Consider the following 22,173-nt stretch of genomic DNA (forward strand, 5'->3'; position numbering starts at 1 on the left):
ATAATTTTAGGCGATGGGACTATTCGATTTTACAACAAAACTTTTTGGCAATAAATACGATAAGGATTTAAAAGAAATTAATCCTATCATTGATAAAATTAAAGCTGTTTATCCATCCATTCAAGCACTTTCCAACGACGAACTAAGGCAAAAAACAGAGTCCTTCAAAAAACAAATAAAGGAAGCTACTCAAGAGCACGAAGATGATATAAAATCACTTCAAGAAAAAGCTGAAAATTCTGATATAGAACTTCAAGAAAAAGAAGATATATATAGCCAAATAGACAAGCTACAAAAAGAAATAGTTAGTACAACAGAAGAAAAACTTGAAGAGATTTTGCCTGAAGCTTTTGCAGTAGTCAAAGAAACAGCCTCACGCTTTTCAAAAGGAAACATCATAGTTACTGCCAATGACTTTGATAAAGACTTGGCAGCAGAATATAGCAATGTAGAGATTAGTGGAGAACAAGCCACATTTTTCAACAAATGGATAGCAGCAGGGAATGAAATTGAATGGAATATGGTTCATTATGACGTTCAATTAATTGGTGGATATGTATTACACTCTGGTAGGATTGCAGAAATGCAAACAGGTGAAGGTAAAACACTTTCTGCCACCCTGCCCGTTTATTTAAATGCCCTAGCAGGAAAAGGTGTTCACCTAGTAACAGTAAACGATTACTTGGCTAAAAGAGACTGCGAATGGATGGGCCCTATTTATCAATTTCACGGATTAACAATAGACTGTATTGATAGACATCAGCCTAACTCTGAAGAAAGAAGAAAAGCATATCTCGCTGACATCACTTATGGAACTAACAATGAGTTTGGCTTTGATTACTTAAGAGATAATATGGCAAGAAGGCCTCAAGATTTAGTTCAAAGACCTCATAATTATGCTATTGTTGATGAGGTGGACTCAGTACTAATTGATGATGCACGTACACCATTAATTATTTCCGGTCCTACACCTACAGGTGATAAACACGAATTTGGTGAATTGAAACATAAAATCAGTTCACTAGTAGATGCTCAAAAGAAATTCGTTAATACCGTTTTAGCTGATGCTAAAAAACTCATTAATGAAGGCAATGATAAAGAAGGTGGCTTTAAATTATTAAGAGCATATCGAGGACTTCCTAAGAATAAAGCACTTATAAAATACTTGAGTGAAGATGGTGTAAGGACTTTATTGCAAAAAACAGAAAACTTCTACATGCAAGACCAAGGTAAAGATATGCCAAAAGTCGATGAAGACCTCTTTTTTGTAATAGATGAACAACACAATGCTATTGAACTGACAGATAAAGGGATTGACCTTATTACCAGCAATTCAGATGACAACAACTTTTTCATTATGCCAGATGTAGGCGCAGAAATAGCTGTACTAGAGAAATCCGATTTATCAGAAAAAGAAAAACTTGTCAAAAAAGACGAGTTAATGAGAGATTATTCCATTAAAAGTGAACGAATTCACTCCGTAAATCAATTACTAAAAGCTTACACACTCTTTGAAAAAGATGTAGAATACGTTTTAATGGACAACAAAGTAAAGATTGTTGATGAACAAACTGGTCGTATTATGGATGGAAGACGTTATTCAGACGGCCTCCACCAAGCTATAGAGGCTAAAGAAAACGTAAAAATAGAAGCAGCAACACAAACCTTTGCTACCATTACTCTGCAAAACTATTTCAGAATGTACAACAAACTGTCAGGTATGACAGGTACAGCTGAAACAGAAGCAGGAGAATTTTGGGATATCTATGAATTAGATGTAGTTGTAATTCCTACAAATCGCCCTATTCAAAGAGACGATAAAGAAGATAAAGTATATAAAACTGCAAGAGAAAAATACAATGCAGTCATAGATGAAATTGTTGAATTGAGTAAGCAAGGAAGACCTGTGTTGGTAGGTACGACATCTGTAGAAATTTCAGAGCTACTTAGTAGATTGCTAAAAATGAAAAACATTAAGCACAATGTACTTAATGCAAAACTTCATCAAAAAGAAGCTGACATTGTAGCCGAAGCTGGAAAAGGCGGTAATGTGACCATAGCAACAAATATGGCAGGTCGTGGTACCGACATCAAACTTTCTGACGAAGTCAAAGTAAATGGCGGATTAGCCATCATTGGTACCGAACGCCACGACTCTCGAAGAGTTGATAGACAGCTAAGAGGTCGTGCGGGACGTCAAGGAGATCCAGGCTCATCACAATTCTTTGTATCTCTAGAAGATAACCTGATGCGATTATTTGGCTCAGACAGAATTGCCAAAATGATGGACAGAATGGGGCTTGAAGAAGGCGAGGTTATACAACACTCCATGATAACTAAGTCTATTGAACGTGCTCAAAAGAAAGTAGAAGAAAACAACTTTGGTATAAGAAAACGATTACTTGAGTATGATGATGTTATGAATGCTCAAAGAACCGTCATCTATAAGAAAAGAAAACACGCATTATTTGGTGAAAGGCTAGCCGTAGATATTGACAATATGATTTACGACACCTCCGAAACTATTGTCAATGAGTATCAAACACTGCAAGATTTTGAAGGCTTCAAACTAGAACTTATTCGTTTCTTAAGTATAGATTGCCCGGTAGATGAAGCCGAATTCAAATCATTAAAATCTGAGGACTTAACCAACAGGGTTTATCAAAATGCCGTAACAAATTATAAAACAAAGTCGCAAGTCATTTCGCAAAAGACATATCCTGTTATTAAAGATGTTTACGAAAATCAATCGGCAAGCTATCAAAACATTGTTATACCATTTACCGATGGTTTAAAAACCTTACAAGTGGTTACCAATTTGAAAGAAGCCTTTGAATCTGAAGGAGGAAACATACCTTTATCAATAGAAAAAGGTGTCAGTTTAGCTATAATTGACGAGTCTTGGAAAGAGAACCTTAGAGAGCTTGACGATTTAAAACAATCTGTTCAAAATGCTACCTATGAGCAAAAAGACCCACTTTTAATCTATAAGTTTGAATCGTTCAACTTGTTTAAACAAATGGTAGAAAAAGTCAATAAAGATATCGTCTCCTTTTTAATGAAAGCGAATCTTCCTGAACAAACTTCTGTCCAACAAGAGCAAAAAATTGCTAGAGAAAAACTACAAACCGGCCGTCAAGACATTGGTGGTAATACTAATACTGAACCAAAGAAACAAGCTAGAGTACAACCAGTAAGAGTAGAACAAAAAGTAGGCAGAAATGAACCCTGCCCATGTGGAAGTGGAAAGAAATTCAAACAATGTCACGGAAAATAATTTAGACAAACTCTTTTTTCCACTTAAAATAACCGACAAAAGACATGATAAAGTATATAACTGTTAAGCCTGAATAATAGTCTAAAGCTTTGCTATAATACAAAGCTACAGTCATACCATTAATTATTATCCAATAAATCCAACCAGAAAGTACTTTTTTTGTTTCCAAATAAGTAGCCAAAAAACTAAAAATAGTAGTAAAAGCATCTAAATAAGGCGAACTAGCATCCGTGAAATTTTCAAAAACCCATGCCAATGAAATTGCAACTAAAGATGAAAAACTAATTACTTGAATATGAAAGCTCAACCCCTTTTCGCTAATTAAAAGACCTGTATTACCGCCGCTATTAGGAATTGTTCGACTCCAAGAGTAATAGCCATAAAACCCCATAAAGACATAATACGTGTACAAAATCGCTTCTGAATACAACTTACTATTATAAAACAAAAAAATACTTAGAAGAGAAGCTGCGATACCAAACCACCAACAGTTTATATTTTGTTTTATGAGTAGGATTAAATAAATCAATCCAAGAATAACTGATACTATTTCAATAGTTAAAAATAAATCCATAACCTAAATCATGAATGTAAAAATAGAACTTATAAACGGATATTTTAAGACCAATATTTGTTTAGATAAAACTATAATTGATGAATCTTTTAAAACCTTTATGTCAAGACATATCTCGTATAGAAAAAACTTTCTACAAACTGAATACAATTATGCATTTGATGGATATTCATATATGGGACAAAAAAACAGTACTAATCAATATGCCCATGACTCATTGCACTCATTTGTGGTATCCGATTTTCAAGCGGTTAAAAATTATCCTATAGAATTTCACCCTTTCTTGAATACATATTGGAATAAGTTAACTTCCATTGTAAAAGCAGTTGAACATAACCTATTACATAAAATGTTAGTCCAAAGTGAAATAATTCAATTTCATGAAAAAAACGTTGGTCACATGATGAGTTTAAACTTCTATCCAATAGTTAAAAAAGAAAATACTAAACGATTATCTATACACAAAGACGTGTCGTTAATTAGTATTTTTCCTTTTGGAATTTCGAGGGAATTATTCATTATTGATGAAAATGGAAATGAAATAAAAATACCAGCGACAAAAAATCTTATCGCCTTTCCTGGATTTTTAATAGAACTACTCTCAAAAGGAAGAATTAAAGCCTTACAACACTATGTCAATTACGATGAATCGATAAATCAAGAGCGATACTCATATGTCATATTTTCTATACCCAAACCTTACACTAATCTCCCGATTATAAATATCAATAGTGAAAATTACTTCAAAAAATACTTATCTTTATTTTAGTTATAAAGAAACCCTTAAAAGCATCATATTTACTATGGAAAAAGAAAAAATGTTTACCAACTTACTTTCTCATTTGAATTTAAAAGAGCCACTACTTCAATATGAACTAGCTAAAGATTCAATAGTAGAGTTTGTTCCAAAAAATAGCCAGCTTATAAAACAAGGACAGTATGTCAAATGGTTTACAATAATTGTAACAGGTAAAATAAGAGTTTGGCATAAAGAAAATGAAAAAGAAATCACACTGTATAAAATTAAAGATTCTGAAACTTGTGTTTACTCAATTGTAGCTATTGAACAAAACTATCAAAGCTTGGTCAATGCTACAACTTTGAAAGATACTATAATTGTAAAAATCCCAGTAAGATTGATGACTGAATGGAAAAAATACCCCTCATGGCAAGAATTTATTATTAAAACATTAACCGAAAAATATGAGTTATTATTGAGATGTATTAAACTTATTGCATTCAAAAAAATTGATGAGAGAATAATGATTTTGCTAAAAGAAATTTCTAGCAAATCACAATCAAAGGAGGTAAATATTTCTCATAACGATATTGCTAAAGAAATAGGAACTACTAGAGAAGTAGTATCAAGATCCTTAAAAAGGCAAGAACAGCTAGGAGAAGTGTTTTTAAAATTCAAGAAAATAAAACTTAAATAATAATTTTCAATTGTAACAATAGACACAAATTTAATATAATAAAGGTCTTTATATTTGCTGCATTAATTAAAACTAAAAATCATGATAAAACTTAAAAATCTTATGGCAGTTAGTGCACTATCACTATTATTTTTCAGCAGCTGCACTACTAACAATTCTCAGAATAAATCTGAAGATATGGCAGTAGAAGAAGTTAAAAAAGAGACCTTTGTTCTTGTTCACTCCGCTTGGCTTGGAGCTTGGCAATGGGAAGGTGTAAAAAATATTCTTGAAGCAGAAGGACATAATGTGATTACGCCTGACTTACCCGGACACGGAAATGACAAAACAAGCCCCGCCGACATTACAATGGATAACTATGTAAATACTATTTTATCCATTCTTGACTCTCAAGAAGAAGATGTAATTTTATTAGGCCATAGCTTTAACGGAATTACTATAAGTAGAGTTGCTGAACTAAGACCTAATAAAATTAAAAGTTTGGTTTACCTTACAGCATTCTTGTTACCGAATGGAGGTTCATTTTTTGGAGCTGTACAAGGTGTTGAAGGCTCAAAAGCTGTAGAAAACTTTTACCTATCTGACGACAAAACATTTGCTTTAGTAAAAGAAGAAGAAATTCAAAACGCTTTTGCCCACGATATTCCAAAAGAAGTATTTGATGGTGCTAAGCCTTACATCGTGCCAGAACCGTCTGCTCCTTTGATGTATGAATTAGAAATCACTAATGAGAATTTTGGTCAAGTACCTAAGTATTACATCGAGTGTACAGAGGATAAGGCAATTCCTGTAGAAATACAAAGAGCTATGTATACAGATAAAGTGGTAAAGTCATTTTCTATCAACTCAAGTCATACTCCAAACTTTTCACAACCCGAAAAAGTGGCAGAAATACTTCTCTCTATTATTTAAAAAATTTGTTTTTTCATTGTGTAAAAAGGCGGTGACATTTTTGTCACTGCTTTTTTTTATCCTGCCCAATCGCCTCTGTCTAAAGATCTAAATTGAATGGCCTCTGCTATGTGATTAGTTTGAATATCACTACTACCTTCTAAATCAGCAATTGTTCTTGCTACTTTTAATATTCTGTCATACGCCCTAGCAGATAAATCTAACTTCTGCATTGCTTTTTTAAGTAGTTCTTGGCTAGTTGTGGATAATGTACAAAACTGCCTTATTTGCTTAGGATTTATTTGAGCATTACAATGTATTTGTGGCATTTCGGCGTATCTATTAGTTTGCCTCTGTCTAGCTTCTATAACTCTTTTACGTATTAAATGACTGGCTTCAGACTTTTTATCTTTAGATAATTCTTCAAATTTTACTGGCGTAACCTCAACATGCAAATCTATTCTATCAAGCAAAGGTCCTGAGATTTTATTGAGATACTTTTGCACAATACTTGCACCACATAAACATTCTTTTTCAGGATGATTATAAAATCCACAAGGACAAGGATTCATTGAAGCAATAAGCATAAAACTAGCAGGAAAATCAACGCTAAACTTAGCTCTAGAAATGGTAACTACCCTATCCTCTAGAGGTTGTCGCATTACTTCCAAAACTGTACGCTTAAACTCTGGCAGCTCATCTAAAAATAACACCCCATTATGAGATAATGAAATTTCACCAGGCTGAGGAAAAGCTCCTCCACCAACTAAGGCAACATCTGAAATGGTATGATGAGGAGAACGGAAAGGTCGTGAAGTTAAAAGAGAAGAATTATTTGACATTCTACCAGAAACAGAATGTATCTTAGTCGTTTCCAAGGCTTCGCTTAGACTCAAAGGGGGTAAAATTCCAGGAATACGCTTAGCTAACATAGTTTTACCTGAACCTGGCGGTCCAATAAGTATGGCATTATGACCACCTGCTGCAGCAATTTCTAACGCACGTTTAATGTTCTCTTGTCCTTTTACATCGGCAAAGTCAGCGTCTGAAAATAACACTGAATCAAAAAACTCTTTACGAGTATCAACATACTCTGGATTTAACTCTTTTTCTCCATTTAAAAAATCTATTAATTCTTTGATATTATCCACACCATACACGTCCAAATCGTTTACGATTGCTGCCTCCTTGGCGTTTACTTTAGGCACAATTAAGCCTTTAAATCCTTCTTTTCTAGCTTGTATAGCTATTGGTAAAGCTCCCTTTATGGATTGAACACCACCATCTAAAGATAATTCACCCATAATCACATACTCTTCCAAACCTTCTGATTTGACTTGATGAGTGGCTGCCAAAATACCTATAGCCAATGGTAAATCATAAGCTGAGCCTTCTTTGCGAATGTCTGCTGGAGCCATATTGATTATAAACTTTTTACCTGGCAATCGATAACCTGTATTTTTAAGAGCTGCTTCTATACGGAAATGACTTTCTTTAACGGCGTTATCAGGAAGACCAACTAAGAAAAATTTAATGCCAGGAGATACATTCACCTCAATAGTGATAGTAGTAGCATCAATACCAAAAACGGCAGAACCAAAAGTTTTGACTAGCATTTAAGTAAGTTTAATAAATCAATAAAGGTTGTAGCCTCTATTGATTAAATTCATCTATGCCTTTTTGCAACCAAGCTTTAAATAAATCTACCTCACCATAATCTTGATAATTGGCAGAAACACCAAGTTGATTTTCATTATGATCTAGAATAACATAATAAGGTTGAGAGTTGGTTTTATAGGTTTCGGCTTGTAGAACAGTCCATTTATCACCTACTGTTCTAACCTTTTTCTTTTTACCAGCAATAGTCGTCTCGTATTGTTCGTCTTCAGCCAAAGGAGTTCTTTCATCTACATACAAAGAAATCAAAACAACATCTTCAGTAAGGATTCTTTTGACCTCCGAATCAGACCACACTTGTTCTTCCATCTTACGACAATTTACACATGCCCAGCCTGTAAAATCTATCATTATTGGCAGTCCCACTTTTTTAGCATGAGCTATACCTTTATCGTAGTCATGAAAAACCATAATTCCCTGAGGACCTAAGTGTTGACCTTCTTCTTCAGAGTGTGCAACAACAGCTCCACCACCTTGAGTATAGCCTACACCATAGGGAGATTCGCTGTAATGCATTGGAGGAGGAAAAGCATTAATAATTTTTAATGGAGCACCCCACAAACCTGGTATCATATAAACCGTAAACATCCCTGTTAATACAGCAGTAAACAATCGACCTACCGAAACATATTTTAAATCACTGTCGTGCGCTAACTTGAACATTCCTAACAGATACATTGTTAAGAAGGCAAAAATGATAATCCATATAGCAATAAACACTTCTCTTTCCAAAAGGTGTGTTTGCCATACTAAGTCTGCATTAGATAAGAATTTGAAGGCAAGTGCTAACTCTAAAAATCCTAAAACAACTTTTACAGAGTTTAGCCAACCACCAGATTGTGGCAATGAATTTAACCAACCTGGAAATGCCGCAAACAGGGCAAATGGTAAAGCAATAGCTAATGAGAAGCCTAGCATACCAATGATTGGGCCCATATAACTACCCCCTGAGGCAGCCTCAACCAATAATGTTCCGACAATAGGTCCTGTACAAGAAAATGATACTAGGGCTAAAACCAATGCCATAAAAAATATGCCAATAAAACCACCTCTATCAGAAGCTTTGTCAGCTTTATTTATCCACGAATGCGGTAATGTTAAATCAAAGGCTCCTAAGAATGATGCCGCAAAAACTACAAGAAGAACAAAAAATGCAATATTAAAATAGGCGTTAGTAGCCATACTATTAAGCACTTCAGGACCAAATGCCGCAGATACGCCTACTCCTAGTCCAACGTATATTATGATGATAGATATACCATATATGATGGCATTAGAAATACCTTTTGCTCTACTTTTACTTTGCTTAGTAAAATAGCTCACTGTCATAGGTATCATAGGGAATACACATGGAGTTAAAAGAGCCGCAAAGCCACTAAAAAAAGCAATGAAAAATATGCTCCACATACCTTTATTATTCGATGATTCATTTTCAGATTCATCAGCATCTGCTGAAACTAAATTAAGAGATGAGGTACTTTCTGCGTCATCAACATCCTTAGTTTCGACTTGTTCAGACGCTGAACCTAAGGTAAAAGTAAAATCAACATATTCTGGTGGTAAACATTGAGTAGCATCACAAACCATAAACATTAACTCCCCATCGACCTTGGCATCAGCATTAATTGCTTTTACTTTTTGAGTAAAAACAGCCTCTTTAGTAAAATAGGATAAGACCATATCAAAATTAGGGTCATATTCTTGTTTGGGCTCACCCTCTTGTGTCGTCCCAATAAGCTCATAGCTATTGGATTCAAAAAAAGTAAAAGTAGTCGGCAAAGGACCATCATCTTCAACAAATTGAGAATACAAATACCACCCGTTCTCAATACTTGCTTTGAAAACAAGTTCGTACTCACCGCCTCCTAAATCTTCTTTAGAAAACTCCCAAGATACAGGATTGAAAATCTGAGAAAATAGTAGTGTTGGAAACACTAATGTAATGACAAAAAGAAATTTTTTCATGATTATTTTTTTAATTGTTGGTTTAATACTCTTAATAATTCTGTAGGGTTTTGACTTCCTATTAAGTATTTCAAACCATCTTTATCGGTAAGCTGTATACACTCCTTACCTCGAGTATAAAAATGGATTGCTCCTTTAAGGTGTAAATTATATACCGCTCTATTAAAAAAGAAACGGCTGTATTTAACTTTACTGACATCTTTAATTGACGATAAGTCAATTTTTACTTTTCTAGCCGTCCACAGTCCATCTAAAATTAGACTACCATTTTCGACTCTTGTTCTATAATGTAAAATAAAAACGAGAATTGCCGAAACTCCTATGATAGCTACTCCTAAGAAAAAAAGTAAACTACCCGAACCCTCAGCATCAACTGAGTTCCCAGACCAATAATAGGACAAAAAACAGAATAAGGCTAAAACCATTCTCCTCAAAAAGGATAGTCTGTTGTAGCCTAAATATTGACTTTCTTCGTATAAAATATCACTTTCCATGTTCATTCATCAAAGGTTCGACAAGATATACTTTTTCTGTCTCTGGCACAAGTTTGAATTCATCATTAATTCGATGACCTACTATGCAAACTATGGTATCTAACGAACAAATTACCCAAGTATTTTCTTTTTGGTAGGTAGAAAATTTTTCGTCAATCATAAAATCACTAATTTTCTTCTTTCCTTTCATTCCAATAGGAGTGAAAACATCCCCCTTTTGCCAAGGTCGAAGTATCAAAGGAAAATGGAGTTTACTATAATCCAAAGCAGCTAAGCGACTGTTTTTAATGAGTTTGAAATCTTTGAAATCGTGAACTCTCAGCTTTATACTAATAGGAGAAGTTAATACGGTATCATTAACTTTAATAAAAAGCTGTTCTTTTAAATTCTCTGATATTTTTGAAACAAAAAAACCTTGTCGTTCTCTAACAATTCTGAATTCAGAGTTGGCAACATACCTACCGACTTCGCTATCAATTAGAGAAAAGACATCTCGCCAAGAAAATGGTCCGTATTGCTTTAATATCTCGTATAAAATTTCTTGCTTTTCATCTTGCTTAAGTAGGTATTCAAATGGCAAGAAGATTCCATTGTTTTTGTTTTCACAAAACTTGGTATTGTATCTCTCACATTTTTCGAGAAGCTTGGAATAGGCATTTTTGTTACTTTCTATCTCATCAAGGTATTTAGCTCTTTTATCTTGACTATCATATTGTAATGATTTTCTAATACTATTTCTTTGATATTGAATAGATGAATTAGATTTATCTTCTCTATACTCAATAGAATTTTCTAAGATATAGTTTTGAATTTGCTCTACACTAAAAGTCAAAAAAGGTCTTATGATATTGGCATTTTTAACTGGAATCCCTTGCAAAGCTCCAATACTAGATTTTCTGCTTTTTTTGATTAGCAAAGTCTCTATGGCATCGTCTTGATGATGAGCAGTTACAATTTTATTATAGCCCTCTTTCTTAGTCAAATTGTCAAACCATTCATAGCGCAAATCTCTAGCTGCCATTTGAATAGATAATTTATTTTCAATAGCATATGTCTTGGTGTCAAATGATTGAGAATAAAAAGGAACGTTTAGTTTATGGGCTAATTCTTCAACAAACTTTTCATCGCCATCACTATCTTCTGCTCTCAATTTAAAATTGCAATGAGCTATTGCAAAAGCATAGTCCAATTGATGAAAAAGGTGAGCCATCACAACACTATCTTTACCACCACTAACTGCTAGAAGTAATTTTTCATTAGATTCTGCCAATTGATATTCTGCTATAAAAGATTTTAGCTTATTTAGCATTAAGCACCTCCATCATAGCTTTAGCTTTTAAATAACATTCATCATACTCATCTTGCGGATTGGCATTTGCAGTAATAGCACTACCTACTGGCAAAGATGCGTATTGATTGGTAGAATTATAAAGAATACTTCTTATTACAACATTGAAATCAAAATTAGAATCAGGAGTAACAAATCCAACTGTCCCAGAGTACAAACCTCTTTTAAAAACTTCTGTCTTTTCAATAAGCTGCATAGCACTAATCTTAGGTGCTCCTGTCATACTACCCATTGGAAAGGCGTGACGAATGGCTTCCGTCCAAGGTGTGTTTTCTTCCAATTCTGAGACTACTGTAGAAATCATTTGATGTACTTGAGGAAAGGAATAAATACCAAAAAGTTCTTCTACTTTTACAGATGAGGGACTAGCAGTCTTAGACAAATCATTTCTAACCAAATCAACAATCATCACATTTTCAGATTGTTCTTTGGGGCAGTTTAACAATTCATTTTTTAAACGATTATCTTCTTCTGCTTGTGGACTTCTTTTTCTTGTTCCTTTTATAGGCTGAGAAATTAGTGTTGTATTATCTTTTTTAAGAAACCGTTCTGGGCTAGCACACATTAGGTGCTTATCTTGACACCTATAATAGGCTGCAAAAGGTGGCTTTGAAACACTGTATAAGTTTTGATAAACAGAAATGGGGTTTAAGATTACATTTTTTGCAAAAAACTCTTGACAATAGTTGACCTCATAAATGTCCCCTCTAAAGATATGTTGTTGCAATTTTTCAAATCCTGCAATGTATTCCTCCTTGCTAATTCTTGCTTCAATACTTACCGTTCCATTGGAGTTATCCTCCAATTCAAAATTCATAATTTCCTTAAATAAGAGTTGCATTTCTTTGCGTTCAACATTTGTAGGAAAATGAATACTGACTTGATTCTCTATGATTTCAAATACCCACTTAGGCTGAAAAAAATGCAAGGAAGGAAAATTTAAAAAATCTAAATTTTCGGATTTTAAATCTTCTATCTCATTTTTTAAATCATAAGACATAAAACCAAATAGCCAATCTTGTTTGTCATTATGAAAATTGAATAAATTATCAAAACTATCTTTTTCAGAAAACAGCTCGTCTAAGGCATCAACACCAACTAACATATCGTACTTTAAATACAAACCGTTATTTTTATCAGTTTTTCCTTGTAAAACAGCCGATTGTTCAAACTGTGAAGCCCAAGACGTTAAACGTTTTTTGAAAAATTCAATATCTGAAATATTATAAACCGCAGTCTGACGCATAAGTACAAAACTAAACAATATTCAATCCTAAAGAATATCAAATTGTTTAGCTTTATAATATTTTTTTTAAATTGTAAAAAAATTAAAACCCAAGAAATTATGAAATTTAGCGAAATGATTATCACGGCTGTTCTAGTAATCGGTGCTTTTATTATTGGTTTTATGAAAAACACTAACTCAAGTCCTATTCTAGAAAATACACCAAAAAATACTGTACTCAATATAGAAGCCTCATCAACTAATGAAGAACAAAATTTAATGATGATGAAATTTGATATTGAGAGTGAAGTTGAAGTTATTGAAACAGACTCTTTAATTACAGATTCTATATCTCAAGATACTGCAATGGTTATCGAAGAATAAAGATGCTAACTTAATCTCTTTTAGCCACAGCAAAGCATAAAAACATTACTGCAATAAAAGCAGATATTCGACCAATATAGTCGCCGAACCTAACATAAATAGTTTGAGTTGTGTTCGTTTCCAAACGACCTTTTATTACTATTTCCTCATCCCATTGTGTGGCGTTTGATATTTTACCTTTACTATCAATGAAGGCTGAAATTCCTGTGTTTGCAGAACGTGCAATAGCCCTTCTACATTCTATTGCTCTAAGACTAGCATAATTCAAATGCTGTTTGTAACCGGGCGTATCTTTCCACCACCCATCGTTGGTAATAATAGCAAACAAATCAGCACCATTGCGAACATACTGACTAATGAATTCTCCAAAGATAGATTCGTAACAAATGATGGGTGCCATCTGTGCTGACTTAGACGCAAATACTTCTCTATAATCTTGAGTACCAAGACTTCCAGTAATTCCACCTAAGTCAATAGCTAAAAATTCGAGGTTTTCTAAAAGTGCTGGAAAGGGCGTAAATTCTACACCTTGAACTAACTTAGACTTATTATAAACGGAAATTTCAGAAGCATTTATTTGAATAGCAGAATTAAAAACATCATAATAAGCATCTAACCCTGTAAACTGACGAGCTGTTTTTGGAATTTGCTCAGTTTTAGAATAAGCTTTGTAAGTTACTGCCCCTACAATGATATTCAATTTAGGGTACTTTTCAATTAATTGTATCAATCTCTGTATTTCTGGAGAATTTTCAATTTTATTTTCCCATACCCCATCAACAATAGCTGTTTCAGGACCTATTAAATAATTGGTAGATGAATCCAATTTACTTTCAGCTAATTCGATGAACTTTTCTAATTGTTGTATAGAAGTCAGGTCATCAAATTTTTCGAAATAGGGGTCAATATTGGGTTGTACCACCACAATTTCAATGACTTTTCCTGTTTCATTCTTAGTATTGATTAGGAATGAAAATAGAGTTGGTAAAGCTATTACTACAGAAGATAAAAGGTATTTAGATTTATTCTTTATGGAATGAAATAAGCTAATATTAGCTAATAGTATCCATAAACTTCCTCCCAGAGTTCCAGTATATTCATACCATTGTATAGATTGAGGGTAGTGAGCAAATGCATTTCCTAAAGTTAGCCAAGGCCAAGACAAATCCCAATTTAAATGAAGGTACTCAAAACTTAACCATAAACTAATAAGTGCCCACCAAGCACGTCTATCGTTAAACTTTGATTTTAGCCATATGAACAGAGTCATCACACTAGCCATCAAAATACTATTTACACAAACTGCAGCTATTGCACCAAACAAACTGGCATTATAAATCCAATAAGTTGTGAATGTATTCCACAAAGCAAAAACCAAAAAAGAGTAAAAAAAAGCGAATCTTTTCTTTTGAAGGTCTTTAAGAATAAAAAACAAAGGCACAAAAGCACCAAAAATTAGGAATGGGAAACCTGAAGGTGGCCATGAAAGCACCAAAAATAGAGCTGAAATAAGGCAAAGTAGTAGTTTGCGGAACATCTTTTGTATTATTGCATAGCAAATATCGTATTTCTTGAGCATTTTTAAACATATACCCAACCTAATTACTTTAGGAAACTTAGCATTCGGAATTTTAGCTATCCTTTTTGCCTTTGGCGGTAAGCTGACTTTAGCTTCTACTTGCATCCTAATAGGTGCATTTCTTGACTTTTTTGATGGCTTTTTGGCTAGATTACTCAAGGCTAGTGGAGAAATGGGAAAACAACTAGACAGTTTAGCTGACTTAATTACATTTGGCTTAGCTCCTTCAATTATCGTTTTTCAATTGTTATTTCTTCTAGAAACAGAAAGCTACTTCACAGCAACCAATAACCTATGTGATTATTTTAGGCATTACTTACCGTACATTGCTTTTTTAATTCCCTTATTTTCAGCTTATCGTTTGGCAAAATTCAACATTGACACCAGACAAAGCGATTCTTTCATAGGCTTACCAACACCTGCCAATGCACTTTTTTTTATTTCTATCCCCTTTATTGTAGAATACGGAGAAGGATTCGTTTATGATTTGATTTACAGAAAAGAGGTAATTATTATTAGTGTAGTTATTCTTAGTCTATTGATGATTTCTGAATTAAATTTGATTGCACTAAAATTTAAATCTACCCGCTGGTCAGAAAATAAGTACCGATATATACTAATTGTAACAAGTGTGATATTATTATTGCTTTTAGGCTTTGAAGCTGTTCCAATTATTTTAATTTTGTACCTAATATTATCGATTATTAATAAGCAAGTTAAATGAAATTTATAGCAGAAATTGACATCATGCCATTAAAGGCACTTTTAGACCCACAAGGCAAAGCAGTAAGTGGTAGCATGAAAAATGTTGGTCTTCCAGAAATCACCAATGTTAGAATCGGTAAACACATTACATTAGAAATAGAGGCAAATAGTGAAGCCGAAGCCAGTGAAAAAGTTGACAAAGCTTGTTCTGAACTGTTGTGTAACCAAATTATGGAAGCTTACAATTTTAAAATCACAGCAGCATAAGTATTATTTCCTCAATTCGAAGTTCTGTCCTAAATATACTTTTCTGACTTGCTCATCAGCTGCCAATTCATCAGCTGTTCCAGATTTAAGAATTTTTCCTTCAAACAACAAATAAGCCCTATCAGTAATAGAAAGTGTTTCGTGGACATTATGATCGGTTATTAGTATTCCGATATTCTTATCTTTTAATTTAGATACAATTTGCTGAATATCCTCAACAGCAATGGGATCAACACCAGCGAAAGGCTCATCTAGTAAAATGAATTTTGGGTCGGTTGCCAAACAACGAGCAATCTCTGTTCTTCGTCTTTCACCTCCTGACAGTAAGTCCCCTCGATTTTTACGAATGTGTTGCAGCCCAAACTCGTCAAGTAGGGATTCTAACTTCGCATTTTGTTCAGACTTAGATAAAGCTGTCATTTCTAGTACAGCCAATATATTATCTTCAACAGATAACTTTCTAAAAACTGAAGCTTCTTGTGCCAAATAGCCAATTCCCATTTGTGCTCTACGATACATGGGCTGGTCGGTTACGTCTTCATTATCCAAATAAACATGTCCTTCGTCTGGCTTTACTAAACCTACCATCATATAGAAAGAGGTGGTTTTACCAGCACCATTTGGACCTAATAGACCTACAATCTCGCCCTGTTTAACATCTAACGATATTCCATCAACGACTCTTCTATTCCTATACGTCTTGACTATGTTTTTAGCTGTTATCTTCATTCTTCATCTTGAAATCTAGCTGACACCTTAATACTAACTTCATAAAGTAGCATAAGTGGGAAAGTCACCAAAATTAAACTCATAATGTCTGGAGGAGTGATTACTGCCGCCAAAATCATCAATATAACTAAAGCATGTCTTCTATATTGTCTTAAAAAGGCAGGAGTTATGAAACCTAATTTACTAAGGAAATATATAAGAACAGGTAAAAGGAAAACTATCCCATTTGCCAAACATACAGTAGTAACTGTAGTAATGTAAGAATTGAGATTGATTTGATTGATTACTTCCGAACTGACTTGATAATTTCCTAAGAACTGAACAGATAAGGGAGCTACAGCATAATATCCAAATAAAACACCCAATGTGAAAAGTAGAGAGGTGTAAAAAACAACGCCTCTAGAATATTTTTTCTCACTATTATGAAGGGCTGGCTTTACAAATCGCCATATTTCCCAAAAAATATAGGGAAAAGCAATCACAAAACCGGCAACGACAGATGAGACAATATGAGTACTAAATTGACCAGACATATTGATGTTCATTAACTCAAATGGCATTTCATCAATACACAAAGCTTCTCCAAAATGAAGCGTTTCAGACATCCAACAGAAAAATCTATAGGTAGCAAAACTGGGGTCTTTTGCGGCAAAAATTATCTTATCAAAAAGAATTTCTGGAAATACAAAAGCTAAAACTGTAAATAACAAAACGGCAGCAGAGCTTCTTATAAGATGCCAACGCAATATTTCTAAATGTTCTAAAAAAGACTGTTCTTGTTTTTCTTCGCCTATTTTTTCCATCAAACTAATCCTTCTTTTAAAATATCATGAATATGTACAATTCCAATATATGCATCATCATTGACTACTACAATTTGAGAAATATTATTGTGTTGCATAACTTTAAGAGCATCACTAGCTAACTCTGCCTCTTTAACAATTTTGGGGTTTGAGTTCATAATATCAGTCGCTTTAAAATGATTCCAATCGCTTTGATTTTCTAGCATTCTTCTAATATCTCCATCCGTAATTATTCCGAGAAGCTGATTATTTTCTATTACGGCAGTAGCTCCTAGTCTTTTATTAGAAATTTCAACAATTACCTCCTTGACGCTAGAGTCAGCCGAGACCTGAGGAGCTTGATTATCAGAGCATAATTCACCAATTTTCATAAACAATTGCTTGCCTAATGTTCCTCCTGGATGATAACGAGCAAAATCAGCATCGGTAAATTCACGACATTCTAATAAGCAAACAGCTAAAGCATCGCCCATTACCAATTGAGCGGTAGTGCTTGTTGTAGGGGCTAAATTATTTGGACAAGCTTCTTTTTCAATACTAGTATTTATAGTCCAATTGGACTGTTTAGACAAATAAGAATCTGTATTGGCAGTCATGGCAATAATAGTATTACCCATAGCCTTAATGAGTGGCAGCAGGACTTTTATCTCCTCTGTATTTCCACTTTTTGAAATACACAATACGATGTCATCAGCTTGTACATTACCTAAATCGCCATGAATGGCGTCTGCAGCATGCATAAATATAGCAGGTTGTCCTGTAGAATTAAAGGTCGAAACCATTTTTTGAGCAATATTGGCACTCTTTCCAATACCACTGACAATCAATCTGCCCTTTGACTTAAGGATAGTTGATATGATAGCCGTAAAGTCGTCATTTACAAAAGCTTGCAAATTAAGAATAGACTCACCTTCTGTGCGTATAACAGACTTGGCAATTTTTTTTATGTCAATATTAGATTTCAATAAATTTATTTTGAATAGGTTAATAAAATTGTCTAAATTTATACCTATGTTGTTTGATGCAAAAGTATCAAATTTTAGCTTGATTATATTAAATGAACACACACACCACATCTTTAACGGATGAACTTCAAAAGTATTTTGGATTTAACCGTTTTAAAAGCCAGCAAGAAACCATCATTAAGAACACATTAGATGGTAATGATGCTTTTGTAATTATGCCTACTGGTGGCGGCAAGTCAATGTGTTATCAACTACCAGCTTTGATAAGTGAAGGTTGTGCCATCGTAGTGTCTCCATTAATAGCCCTGATGAAAAATCAAGTGGACGCTATTCGAGGTTATAATAATAATGATGCTATAGCTCACGTGCTAAACTCCTCACTTTCCAAAAGAGATGTCGCACAAGTTAAAGAAGATGTGGAGACAGGAAAAACTAAACTTCTATATGTCGCTCCGGAATCTTTAACTAAAGAAGAATATATCGACTTTTTAAAAGGTAGAAAAATATCCTTTTACGCTATTGACGAGGCACATTGTATTTCTGAATGGGGCCATGACTTTAGACCAGAGTATAGAAATTTAAGAAAAATCATAGAAAATATTGGACTTGCTCCAATCATTGCCCTTACAGCTACAGCTACTACCAAAGTACGAGAAGATATTCAAAAAAACTTAGGCATAAGTGACTGCCCTGTATTTTTCGATTCGTTCAATAGGGATAATTTATACTACGATATCCGACCAAAAATTGATGTAGAAAAGGAAATTATAAAATTCATTAAACAAAACGAAGGTAAATCCGGCATTGTTTACTGTTTGAGTAGAAAGAAGGTGGAAGAGATAGCCGAAACGCTTCAAGTAAATGGCATCAATGCGCTTCCTTATCACGCTGGATTAGAAAACAAAACCAGAGTAAAACATCAAGATGCCTTCCTCATGGAAGATGTAGATGTAATTGTGGCTACGATTGCTTTTGGAATGGGTATAGACAAACCAGATATTAGGTATGTTATTCATCACGATATTCCAAAAAGTTTGGAAAGCTATTATCAAGAAACAGGACGAGCTGGCCGAGATGGTGGAGAAGGAAATTGCGTGACTTTTTATAGTTATCAAGACATTGAAAAACTAGAAAAGTTTTTGCAAGGTAAGCCTGTTGCTGAACAAGAAATTGGCAGACAACTCATTCTAGAAACTATCTCTTTTGCCGAAACCTCTATGTGTAGAAGAAAATACATTCTACACTACTTTGGAGAAACATTTGATGATGCCAATTGCAACGAAATGTGCGACAATTGTAGACATCCAAAACCTAAATTTAATGGTGAAGAATATATTCTTCAATTATTAGAAAGTGTTAAGGCTGTAAGTGAGCGACTAAAAGCCAAAGAGGTAGTTAAAGTTATTGTAGGTGAAAGTAACTCTTTAATCAAACAACATAAATCTGAATCTCTAGATGTCTTTGGCAAAGGGAAAAACAAAACAAAAGGCTTTTGGCATTCCGTAATTCGTCAATCATTAGTCAAAGGTTTTTTAAGAAAAGAAATAGAAAGTTATGGCATTCTTAAACTCACTGATGAAGGGAATGAATACAATCAAAAACCCTACGAAATCTTATTGACTGAAGACCACGACTATGATGCAATAAATGCTAAAAACGCCGTAACAAGCAATCAAAAAGGGGCTGCAGCTGATACAATACTATTTGCTAACCTCAAAGATTTGAGAAAAAAATATGCTAAAGAAAAAAGCTTACCTCCAAATATTATTTTTTCTGAAGCATCTCTTATAGACATGGCTAATCAATACCCCATAACTACTGATGAACTAGCGCAAATACATGGGGTTGGGCAAGGAAAAGCTAAAAAGTTTGGAGAACCATTCTTGAAATACATCAAACAGTATGTCGAAGACAACGATGTGATAAGACCTGAGGAAATGGTAGTAAAAACAGTAGCTAAACAGTCTAGTAACAAAGTCTATATTATTCAAAGTATTGACAGAAAACTTTCCATTGAAGATATTGCATCTGCCAAAGGACTAACTGTAGAAGAACTAATTACAGAAATAGAAACAATTGTAGAATCAGGTACTAAAATCAACCTCAACTACTATCTTGATGAAATAATTGATGAATATCAAGAAGAAGAATTATCTGACTTTTTTAAAAATTCTGAAAGCGCAACCTTTGACGAAGCAAGAAATGAATTTGAGGAAGATGAATATACTGACGAGGAATTGAGACTTTACAGAATAAAATTCATTTCAGATATCGCTAACTAACTGTTTATAGCTAGCCAACTCATTATTCCAATACTATTTTTCAAAGCCGACTCGTCGATATCAAAATAAGCGTTGTGCAAATGTTTTCTCTCTTGATTATTAATACCCACACCTAGTCTATAAAAACAAGCTGGTACATGATGCGAATAATACGAGAAATCCTCGGCAGTCATTCGTTTTGGAATTTCAATCACATTTTTAGCACCTATGAACTTTTGAGCATTTTCAAAACAAAGCTTAGTAAAAGACTTATCATTTTTTAAAAAAGGATAGCCAATTTTAATTTCTATATTACACTCACCACTCATTTCTTGTGCTGTAGAACAACAAATGTCTCGCATAATTTGGTGTGCTTCTTTACGCCATTCTTCATTCATAGCTCTAAAAGTACCCTGTAAACTAACCGTGTCGGGAATAATATTTCCAGCAGAACCGCCTTCAATAACTCCAATAGAAAATACCGATGGGGTATCTTTTACTCTATCAAATCTATCGTATAAGGCTATTAATATTTTACTTGCAATTAGTACTGGATTTACCCTACCCTTTGGAAGCGCAGCATGTCCTCCTTTACCAATAACATCTATATATATTTCATCTGCTGAAGCCATAAACATTCCACCACGCATTCCAATAACACCACTATCTAGCTCAGGCGAAACATGTTGACCAATAATTTTATCTACTTTAGGGTTTTCCAATACACCTTCGGCAATCATTAAAGATGCACCGCCAGGCAATTTTTCTTCACCAGGCTGAAATATTAACTTAATTGTCCCCTCCCATTCCTCCTTCAATTCATTGAGGATACGCCCTACACCTAGAAGTGATGCTGTATGAACATCGTGCCCACAAGCATGCATAACACCCTTATTTTTAGAAGTATAATCTAAGTCATTCAATTCCTGAATTGGTAATGCATCTATATCGGCACGTAAGGCGATGCATTTAGAATTGGGGTTTTTACCTTTGATAAGCCCTACAACTCCTGTTTCTACTAATCCAGACGTAAAAGGGATACCGTATGCTGTAAGTTTTTGCTGAATATACTCCGATGTTTTGTATTCTTTAAACGAAAGTTCAGGGTAGGTATGAAGATATCGTCTAATTTCAACAGTATCTTTGAAATAATTTTCGGCAAGATATTTTATCTTATTTTGAAGATTTTTCATTTACCAAAGATTAGTTTAAAGCCGCCAATAAGTAGCATTATGCCAAAGACTTTTTTTAGTGTTTTTGCATCAACATTTACTGCCCATTTAGAACTTAGGTAACCCCCTACAATAAAAGCTACTGAAATTATTAAGGCATATTTCCAATCTACAAAACCCGCTTTATGATAATTCCAAGCGGCCAATATTCCAATTGGTGGCAACATAACGGCTAGACTAGTTCCTTGCGCTTGATGTTGAGTCATTCCCAATAATATCATTAATAAAGGAATAATAATTATTCCACCACCAACACCGATAAATCCACTCAACAATCCTGCTGCTAAACCTATTAAAATTAAAAAAAGTAATGTTATTGTAGACATAATGTAAATTCCTTGCTAAGATATATAAATCAAAA

The 22,173-nt window shown here is 34.0% G+C and carries 20 protein-coding genes; 8 read left to right on the plus strand and 12 right to left on the minus strand.

Annotation, left to right across the window (positions count from 1 at the left end):
- Positions 1-13 precede the first annotated feature (13 nt).
- Positions 14-3,277, plus strand: a complete 3,264-nt coding sequence (gene secA, locus ISP71_01970) for a preprotein translocase subunit SecA (protein ID MBL6662845.1) — start codon at positions 14-16, stop codon at positions 3,275-3,277.
- 1 nt (position 3,278) lies between these two features.
- Here the strand turns inward: secA and ISP71_01975 are convergent, their stop codons facing one another.
- Positions 3,279-3,851, minus strand: a complete 573-nt coding sequence (locus ISP71_01975; GenBank protein MBL6662846.1) for a nicotinamide mononucleotide transporter — start codon at positions 3,849-3,851, stop codon at positions 3,279-3,281.
- A gap of 10 nt (positions 3,852-3,861) precedes the next feature.
- Between ISP71_01975 and ISP71_01980 the strand changes: the two genes are divergently transcribed.
- The 3 genes from ISP71_01980 to ISP71_01990 all read left to right on the plus strand — a co-directional run bounded on the left by ISP71_01980 (position 3,862) and on the right by ISP71_01990 (position 6,199).
- On the plus strand, positions 3,862-4,620 hold the full coding sequence (locus ISP71_01980; protein MBL6662847.1) for a hypothetical protein: 759 nt from the start codon (positions 3,862-3,864) through the stop codon (positions 4,618-4,620).
- Between the two features lie 34 nt (positions 4,621-4,654).
- Positions 4,655-5,287, plus strand: a complete 633-nt coding sequence (locus ISP71_01985; GenBank protein ID MBL6662848.1) for a Crp/Fnr family transcriptional regulator — start codon at positions 4,655-4,657, stop codon at positions 5,285-5,287.
- 177 nt (positions 5,288-5,464) lie between these two features.
- Positions 5,465-6,199 (plus strand): alpha/beta hydrolase, encoded by a 735-nt coding sequence (locus ISP71_01990; protein MBL6662849.1) that lies wholly within the window; start codon positions 5,465-5,467, stop codon positions 6,197-6,199.
- A 56-nt stretch (positions 6,200-6,255) separates the two neighbouring features.
- On the opposite strand, the gene ISP71_01995 is transcribed toward ISP71_01990, so the two are convergent.
- From ISP71_01995 to ISP71_02015, 5 genes are read right to left on the minus strand one after another with little or no spacing between them, the layout of a single operon-like run.
- Positions 6,256-7,794 carry a YifB family Mg chelatase-like AAA ATPase gene (locus ISP71_01995; GenBank protein ID MBL6662850.1) on the minus strand — a complete coding sequence of 513 codons (1,539 nt, stop codon included), beginning with the start codon at positions 7,792-7,794 and terminating at the stop codon, positions 6,256-6,258.
- Positions 7,795-7,831: 37 nt separating this feature from the next.
- Positions 7,832-9,820: a thioredoxin family protein gene (locus ISP71_02000; GenBank protein MBL6662851.1), complete on the minus strand. Its 1,989-nt coding sequence runs from the start codon at positions 9,818-9,820 to the stop codon at positions 7,832-7,834.
- Between the two features lie 2 nt (positions 9,821-9,822).
- On the minus strand, positions 9,823-10,320 hold the full coding sequence (locus ISP71_02005; GenBank protein ID MBL6662852.1) for a hypothetical protein: 498 nt from the start codon (positions 10,318-10,320) through the stop codon (positions 9,823-9,825).
- The gene (tilS, locus tag ISP71_02010) at positions 10,304-11,623 is read right to left on the minus strand and encodes a tRNA lysidine(34) synthetase TilS (protein MBL6662853.1); all 1,320 of its coding nucleotides are present in this window, start codon (positions 11,621-11,623) and stop codon (positions 10,304-10,306) included. The genes ISP71_02005 and tilS overlap by 17 nt, the downstream gene beginning before the upstream one ends.
- Entirely contained in the window at positions 11,613-12,908 is a 1,296-nt protein-coding gene (locus ISP71_02015; protein ID MBL6662854.1) for an anthranilate synthase component I family protein, read from the minus strand. Before ISP71_02015 ends, tilS begins: the two co-directional genes overlap by 11 nt.
- Positions 12,909-13,022: 114 nt before the next feature.
- On the opposite strand from ISP71_02015, the gene ISP71_02020 reads away from it, so the two are divergent.
- Complete coding sequence (locus ISP71_02020; protein MBL6662855.1) at positions 13,023-13,271, plus strand: hypothetical protein; 249 nt, start codon at positions 13,023-13,025, stop codon at positions 13,269-13,271.
- 10 nt (positions 13,272-13,281) lie between these two features.
- On the opposite strand, the gene lnt is transcribed toward ISP71_02020, so the two are convergent.
- On the minus strand, positions 13,282-14,808 hold the full coding sequence (gene lnt, locus ISP71_02025) for an apolipoprotein N-acyltransferase (protein MBL6662856.1): 1,527 nt from the start codon (positions 14,806-14,808) through the stop codon (positions 13,282-13,284).
- Between the two features lie 34 nt (positions 14,809-14,842).
- Between lnt and ISP71_02030 the strand changes: the two genes are divergently transcribed.
- Positions 14,843-15,574, plus strand: a complete 732-nt coding sequence (locus tag ISP71_02030; GenBank protein ID MBL6662857.1) for a CDP-alcohol phosphatidyltransferase family protein — start codon at positions 14,843-14,845, stop codon at positions 15,572-15,574.
- Positions 15,571-15,822 (plus strand): phosphoribosylformylglycinamidine synthase subunit PurS, encoded by a 252-nt coding sequence (purS, locus tag ISP71_02035; GenBank protein ID MBL6662858.1) that lies wholly within the window; start codon positions 15,571-15,573, stop codon positions 15,820-15,822. The genes ISP71_02030 and purS overlap by 4 nt, the downstream gene beginning before the upstream one ends.
- A 3-nt stretch (positions 15,823-15,825) precedes the next feature.
- Here the strand turns inward: purS and lptB are convergent, their stop codons facing one another.
- Genes lptB through ISP71_02050 form a run of 3 tightly spaced genes read right to left on the minus strand, consistent with a single transcriptional unit; the run spans position 15,826 to position 18,430 of the window.
- A complete protein-coding gene (gene lptB, locus ISP71_02040; protein MBL6662859.1) occupies positions 15,826-16,551 on the minus strand; it encodes an LPS export ABC transporter ATP-binding protein in 726 nt (241 codons plus the stop codon).
- Positions 16,548-17,345, minus strand: a complete 798-nt coding sequence (gene tatC / locus ISP71_02045; protein MBL6662860.1) for a twin-arginine translocase subunit TatC — start codon at positions 17,343-17,345, stop codon at positions 16,548-16,550. The genes lptB and tatC overlap by 4 nt, the downstream gene beginning before the upstream one ends.
- Positions 17,346-17,353: 8 nt before the next feature.
- Positions 17,354-18,430, minus strand: coding sequence for a KpsF/GutQ family sugar-phosphate isomerase (locus ISP71_02050; protein MBL6662861.1), 1,077 nt, complete (start codon positions 18,428-18,430; stop codon positions 17,354-17,356).
- Here ISP71_02050 and recQ point away from each other — a divergent pair.
- Positions 18,412-20,601: a DNA helicase RecQ gene (gene recQ / locus ISP71_02055; protein ID MBL6662862.1), complete on the plus strand. Its 2,190-nt coding sequence runs from the start codon at positions 18,412-18,414 to the stop codon at positions 20,599-20,601. The two genes, ISP71_02050 and recQ, sit on opposite strands and share 19 nt — an antisense overlap.
- Here the strand turns inward: recQ and ISP71_02060 are convergent.
- Positions 20,598-21,773 carry an amidohydrolase gene (locus ISP71_02060; protein MBL6662863.1) on the minus strand — a complete coding sequence of 392 codons (1,176 nt, stop codon included), beginning with the start codon at positions 21,771-21,773 and terminating at the stop codon, positions 20,598-20,600. The two genes, recQ and ISP71_02060, sit on opposite strands and share 4 nt — an antisense overlap.
- The gene (locus ISP71_02065) at positions 21,770-22,138 is read right to left on the minus strand and encodes a sulfite exporter TauE/SafE family protein (protein MBL6662864.1); all 369 of its coding nucleotides are present in this window, start codon (positions 22,136-22,138) and stop codon (positions 21,770-21,772) included. Before ISP71_02065 ends, ISP71_02060 begins: the two co-directional genes overlap by 4 nt.
- Between the last annotated feature and the right edge of the window lie 35 nt (positions 22,139-22,173).

The organism is Flavobacteriales bacterium (assembly GCA_016779995.1).
Taxonomy (GTDB): domain Bacteria; phylum Bacteroidota; class Bacteroidia; order Flavobacteriales; family UBA7312; genus UBA8444.

Excerpts from the sequence above, each read along its gene's own strand:
- secA (MBL6662845.1), top strand. The coding sequence starts at position 14 with ATGGGACTATTCGATTTTACAACAAAACTTTTTGGCAATAAATACGAT.
- ISP71_01975 (MBL6662846.1), bottom strand. The coding sequence starts at position 3,851 with ATGGATTTATTTTTAACTATTGAAATAGTATCAGTTATTCTTGGATTG.
- ISP71_01980 (MBL6662847.1), top strand. The coding sequence starts at position 3,862 with ATGAATGTAAAAATAGAACTTATAAACGGATATTTTAAGACCAATATT.
- ISP71_01985 (MBL6662848.1), top strand. The coding sequence starts at position 4,655 with ATGGAAAAAGAAAAAATGTTTACCAACTTACTTTCTCATTTGAATTTA.
- ISP71_01990 (MBL6662849.1), top strand. The coding sequence starts at position 5,465 with ATGGCAGTAGAAGAAGTTAAAAAAGAGACCTTTGTTCTTGTTCACTCC.
- ISP71_01995 (MBL6662850.1), bottom strand. The coding sequence starts at position 7,794 with ATGCTAGTCAAAACTTTTGGTTCTGCCGTTTTTGGTATTGATGCTACT.
- ISP71_02000 (MBL6662851.1), bottom strand. The coding sequence starts at position 9,820 with ATGAAAAAATTTCTTTTTGTCATTACATTAGTGTTTCCAACACTACTA.
- ISP71_02005 (MBL6662852.1), bottom strand. The coding sequence starts at position 10,320 with ATGAACATGGAAAGTGATATTTTATACGAAGAAAGTCAATATTTAGGC.
- tilS (MBL6662853.1), bottom strand. The coding sequence starts at position 11,623 with ATGCTAAATAAGCTAAAATCTTTTATAGCAGAATATCAATTGGCAGAA.
- ISP71_02015 (MBL6662854.1), bottom strand. The coding sequence starts at position 12,908 with ATGCGTCAGACTGCGGTTTATAATATTTCAGATATTGAATTTTTCAAA.
- ISP71_02020 (MBL6662855.1), top strand. The coding sequence starts at position 13,023 with ATGATTATCACGGCTGTTCTAGTAATCGGTGCTTTTATTATTGGTTTT.
- lnt (MBL6662856.1), bottom strand. The coding sequence starts at position 14,808 with ATGTTCCGCAAACTACTACTTTGCCTTATTTCAGCTCTATTTTTGGTG.
- purS (MBL6662858.1), top strand. The coding sequence starts at position 15,571 with ATGAAATTTATAGCAGAAATTGACATCATGCCATTAAAGGCACTTTTA.
- lptB (MBL6662859.1), bottom strand. The coding sequence starts at position 16,551 with ATGAAGATAACAGCTAAAAACATAGTCAAGACGTATAGGAATAGAAGA.
- recQ (MBL6662862.1), top strand. The coding sequence starts at position 18,412 with ATGAACACACACACCACATCTTTAACGGATGAACTTCAAAAGTATTTT.
- ISP71_02050 (MBL6662861.1), bottom strand. The coding sequence starts at position 18,430 with ATGTGGTGTGTGTGTTCATTTAATATAATCAAGCTAAAATTTGATACT.
- ISP71_02060 (MBL6662863.1), bottom strand. The coding sequence starts at position 21,773 with ATGAAAAATCTTCAAAATAAGATAAAATATCTTGCCGAAAATTATTTC.
- ISP71_02065 (MBL6662864.1), bottom strand. The coding sequence starts at position 22,138 with ATGTCTACAATAACATTACTTTTTTTAATTTTAATAGGTTTAGCAGCA.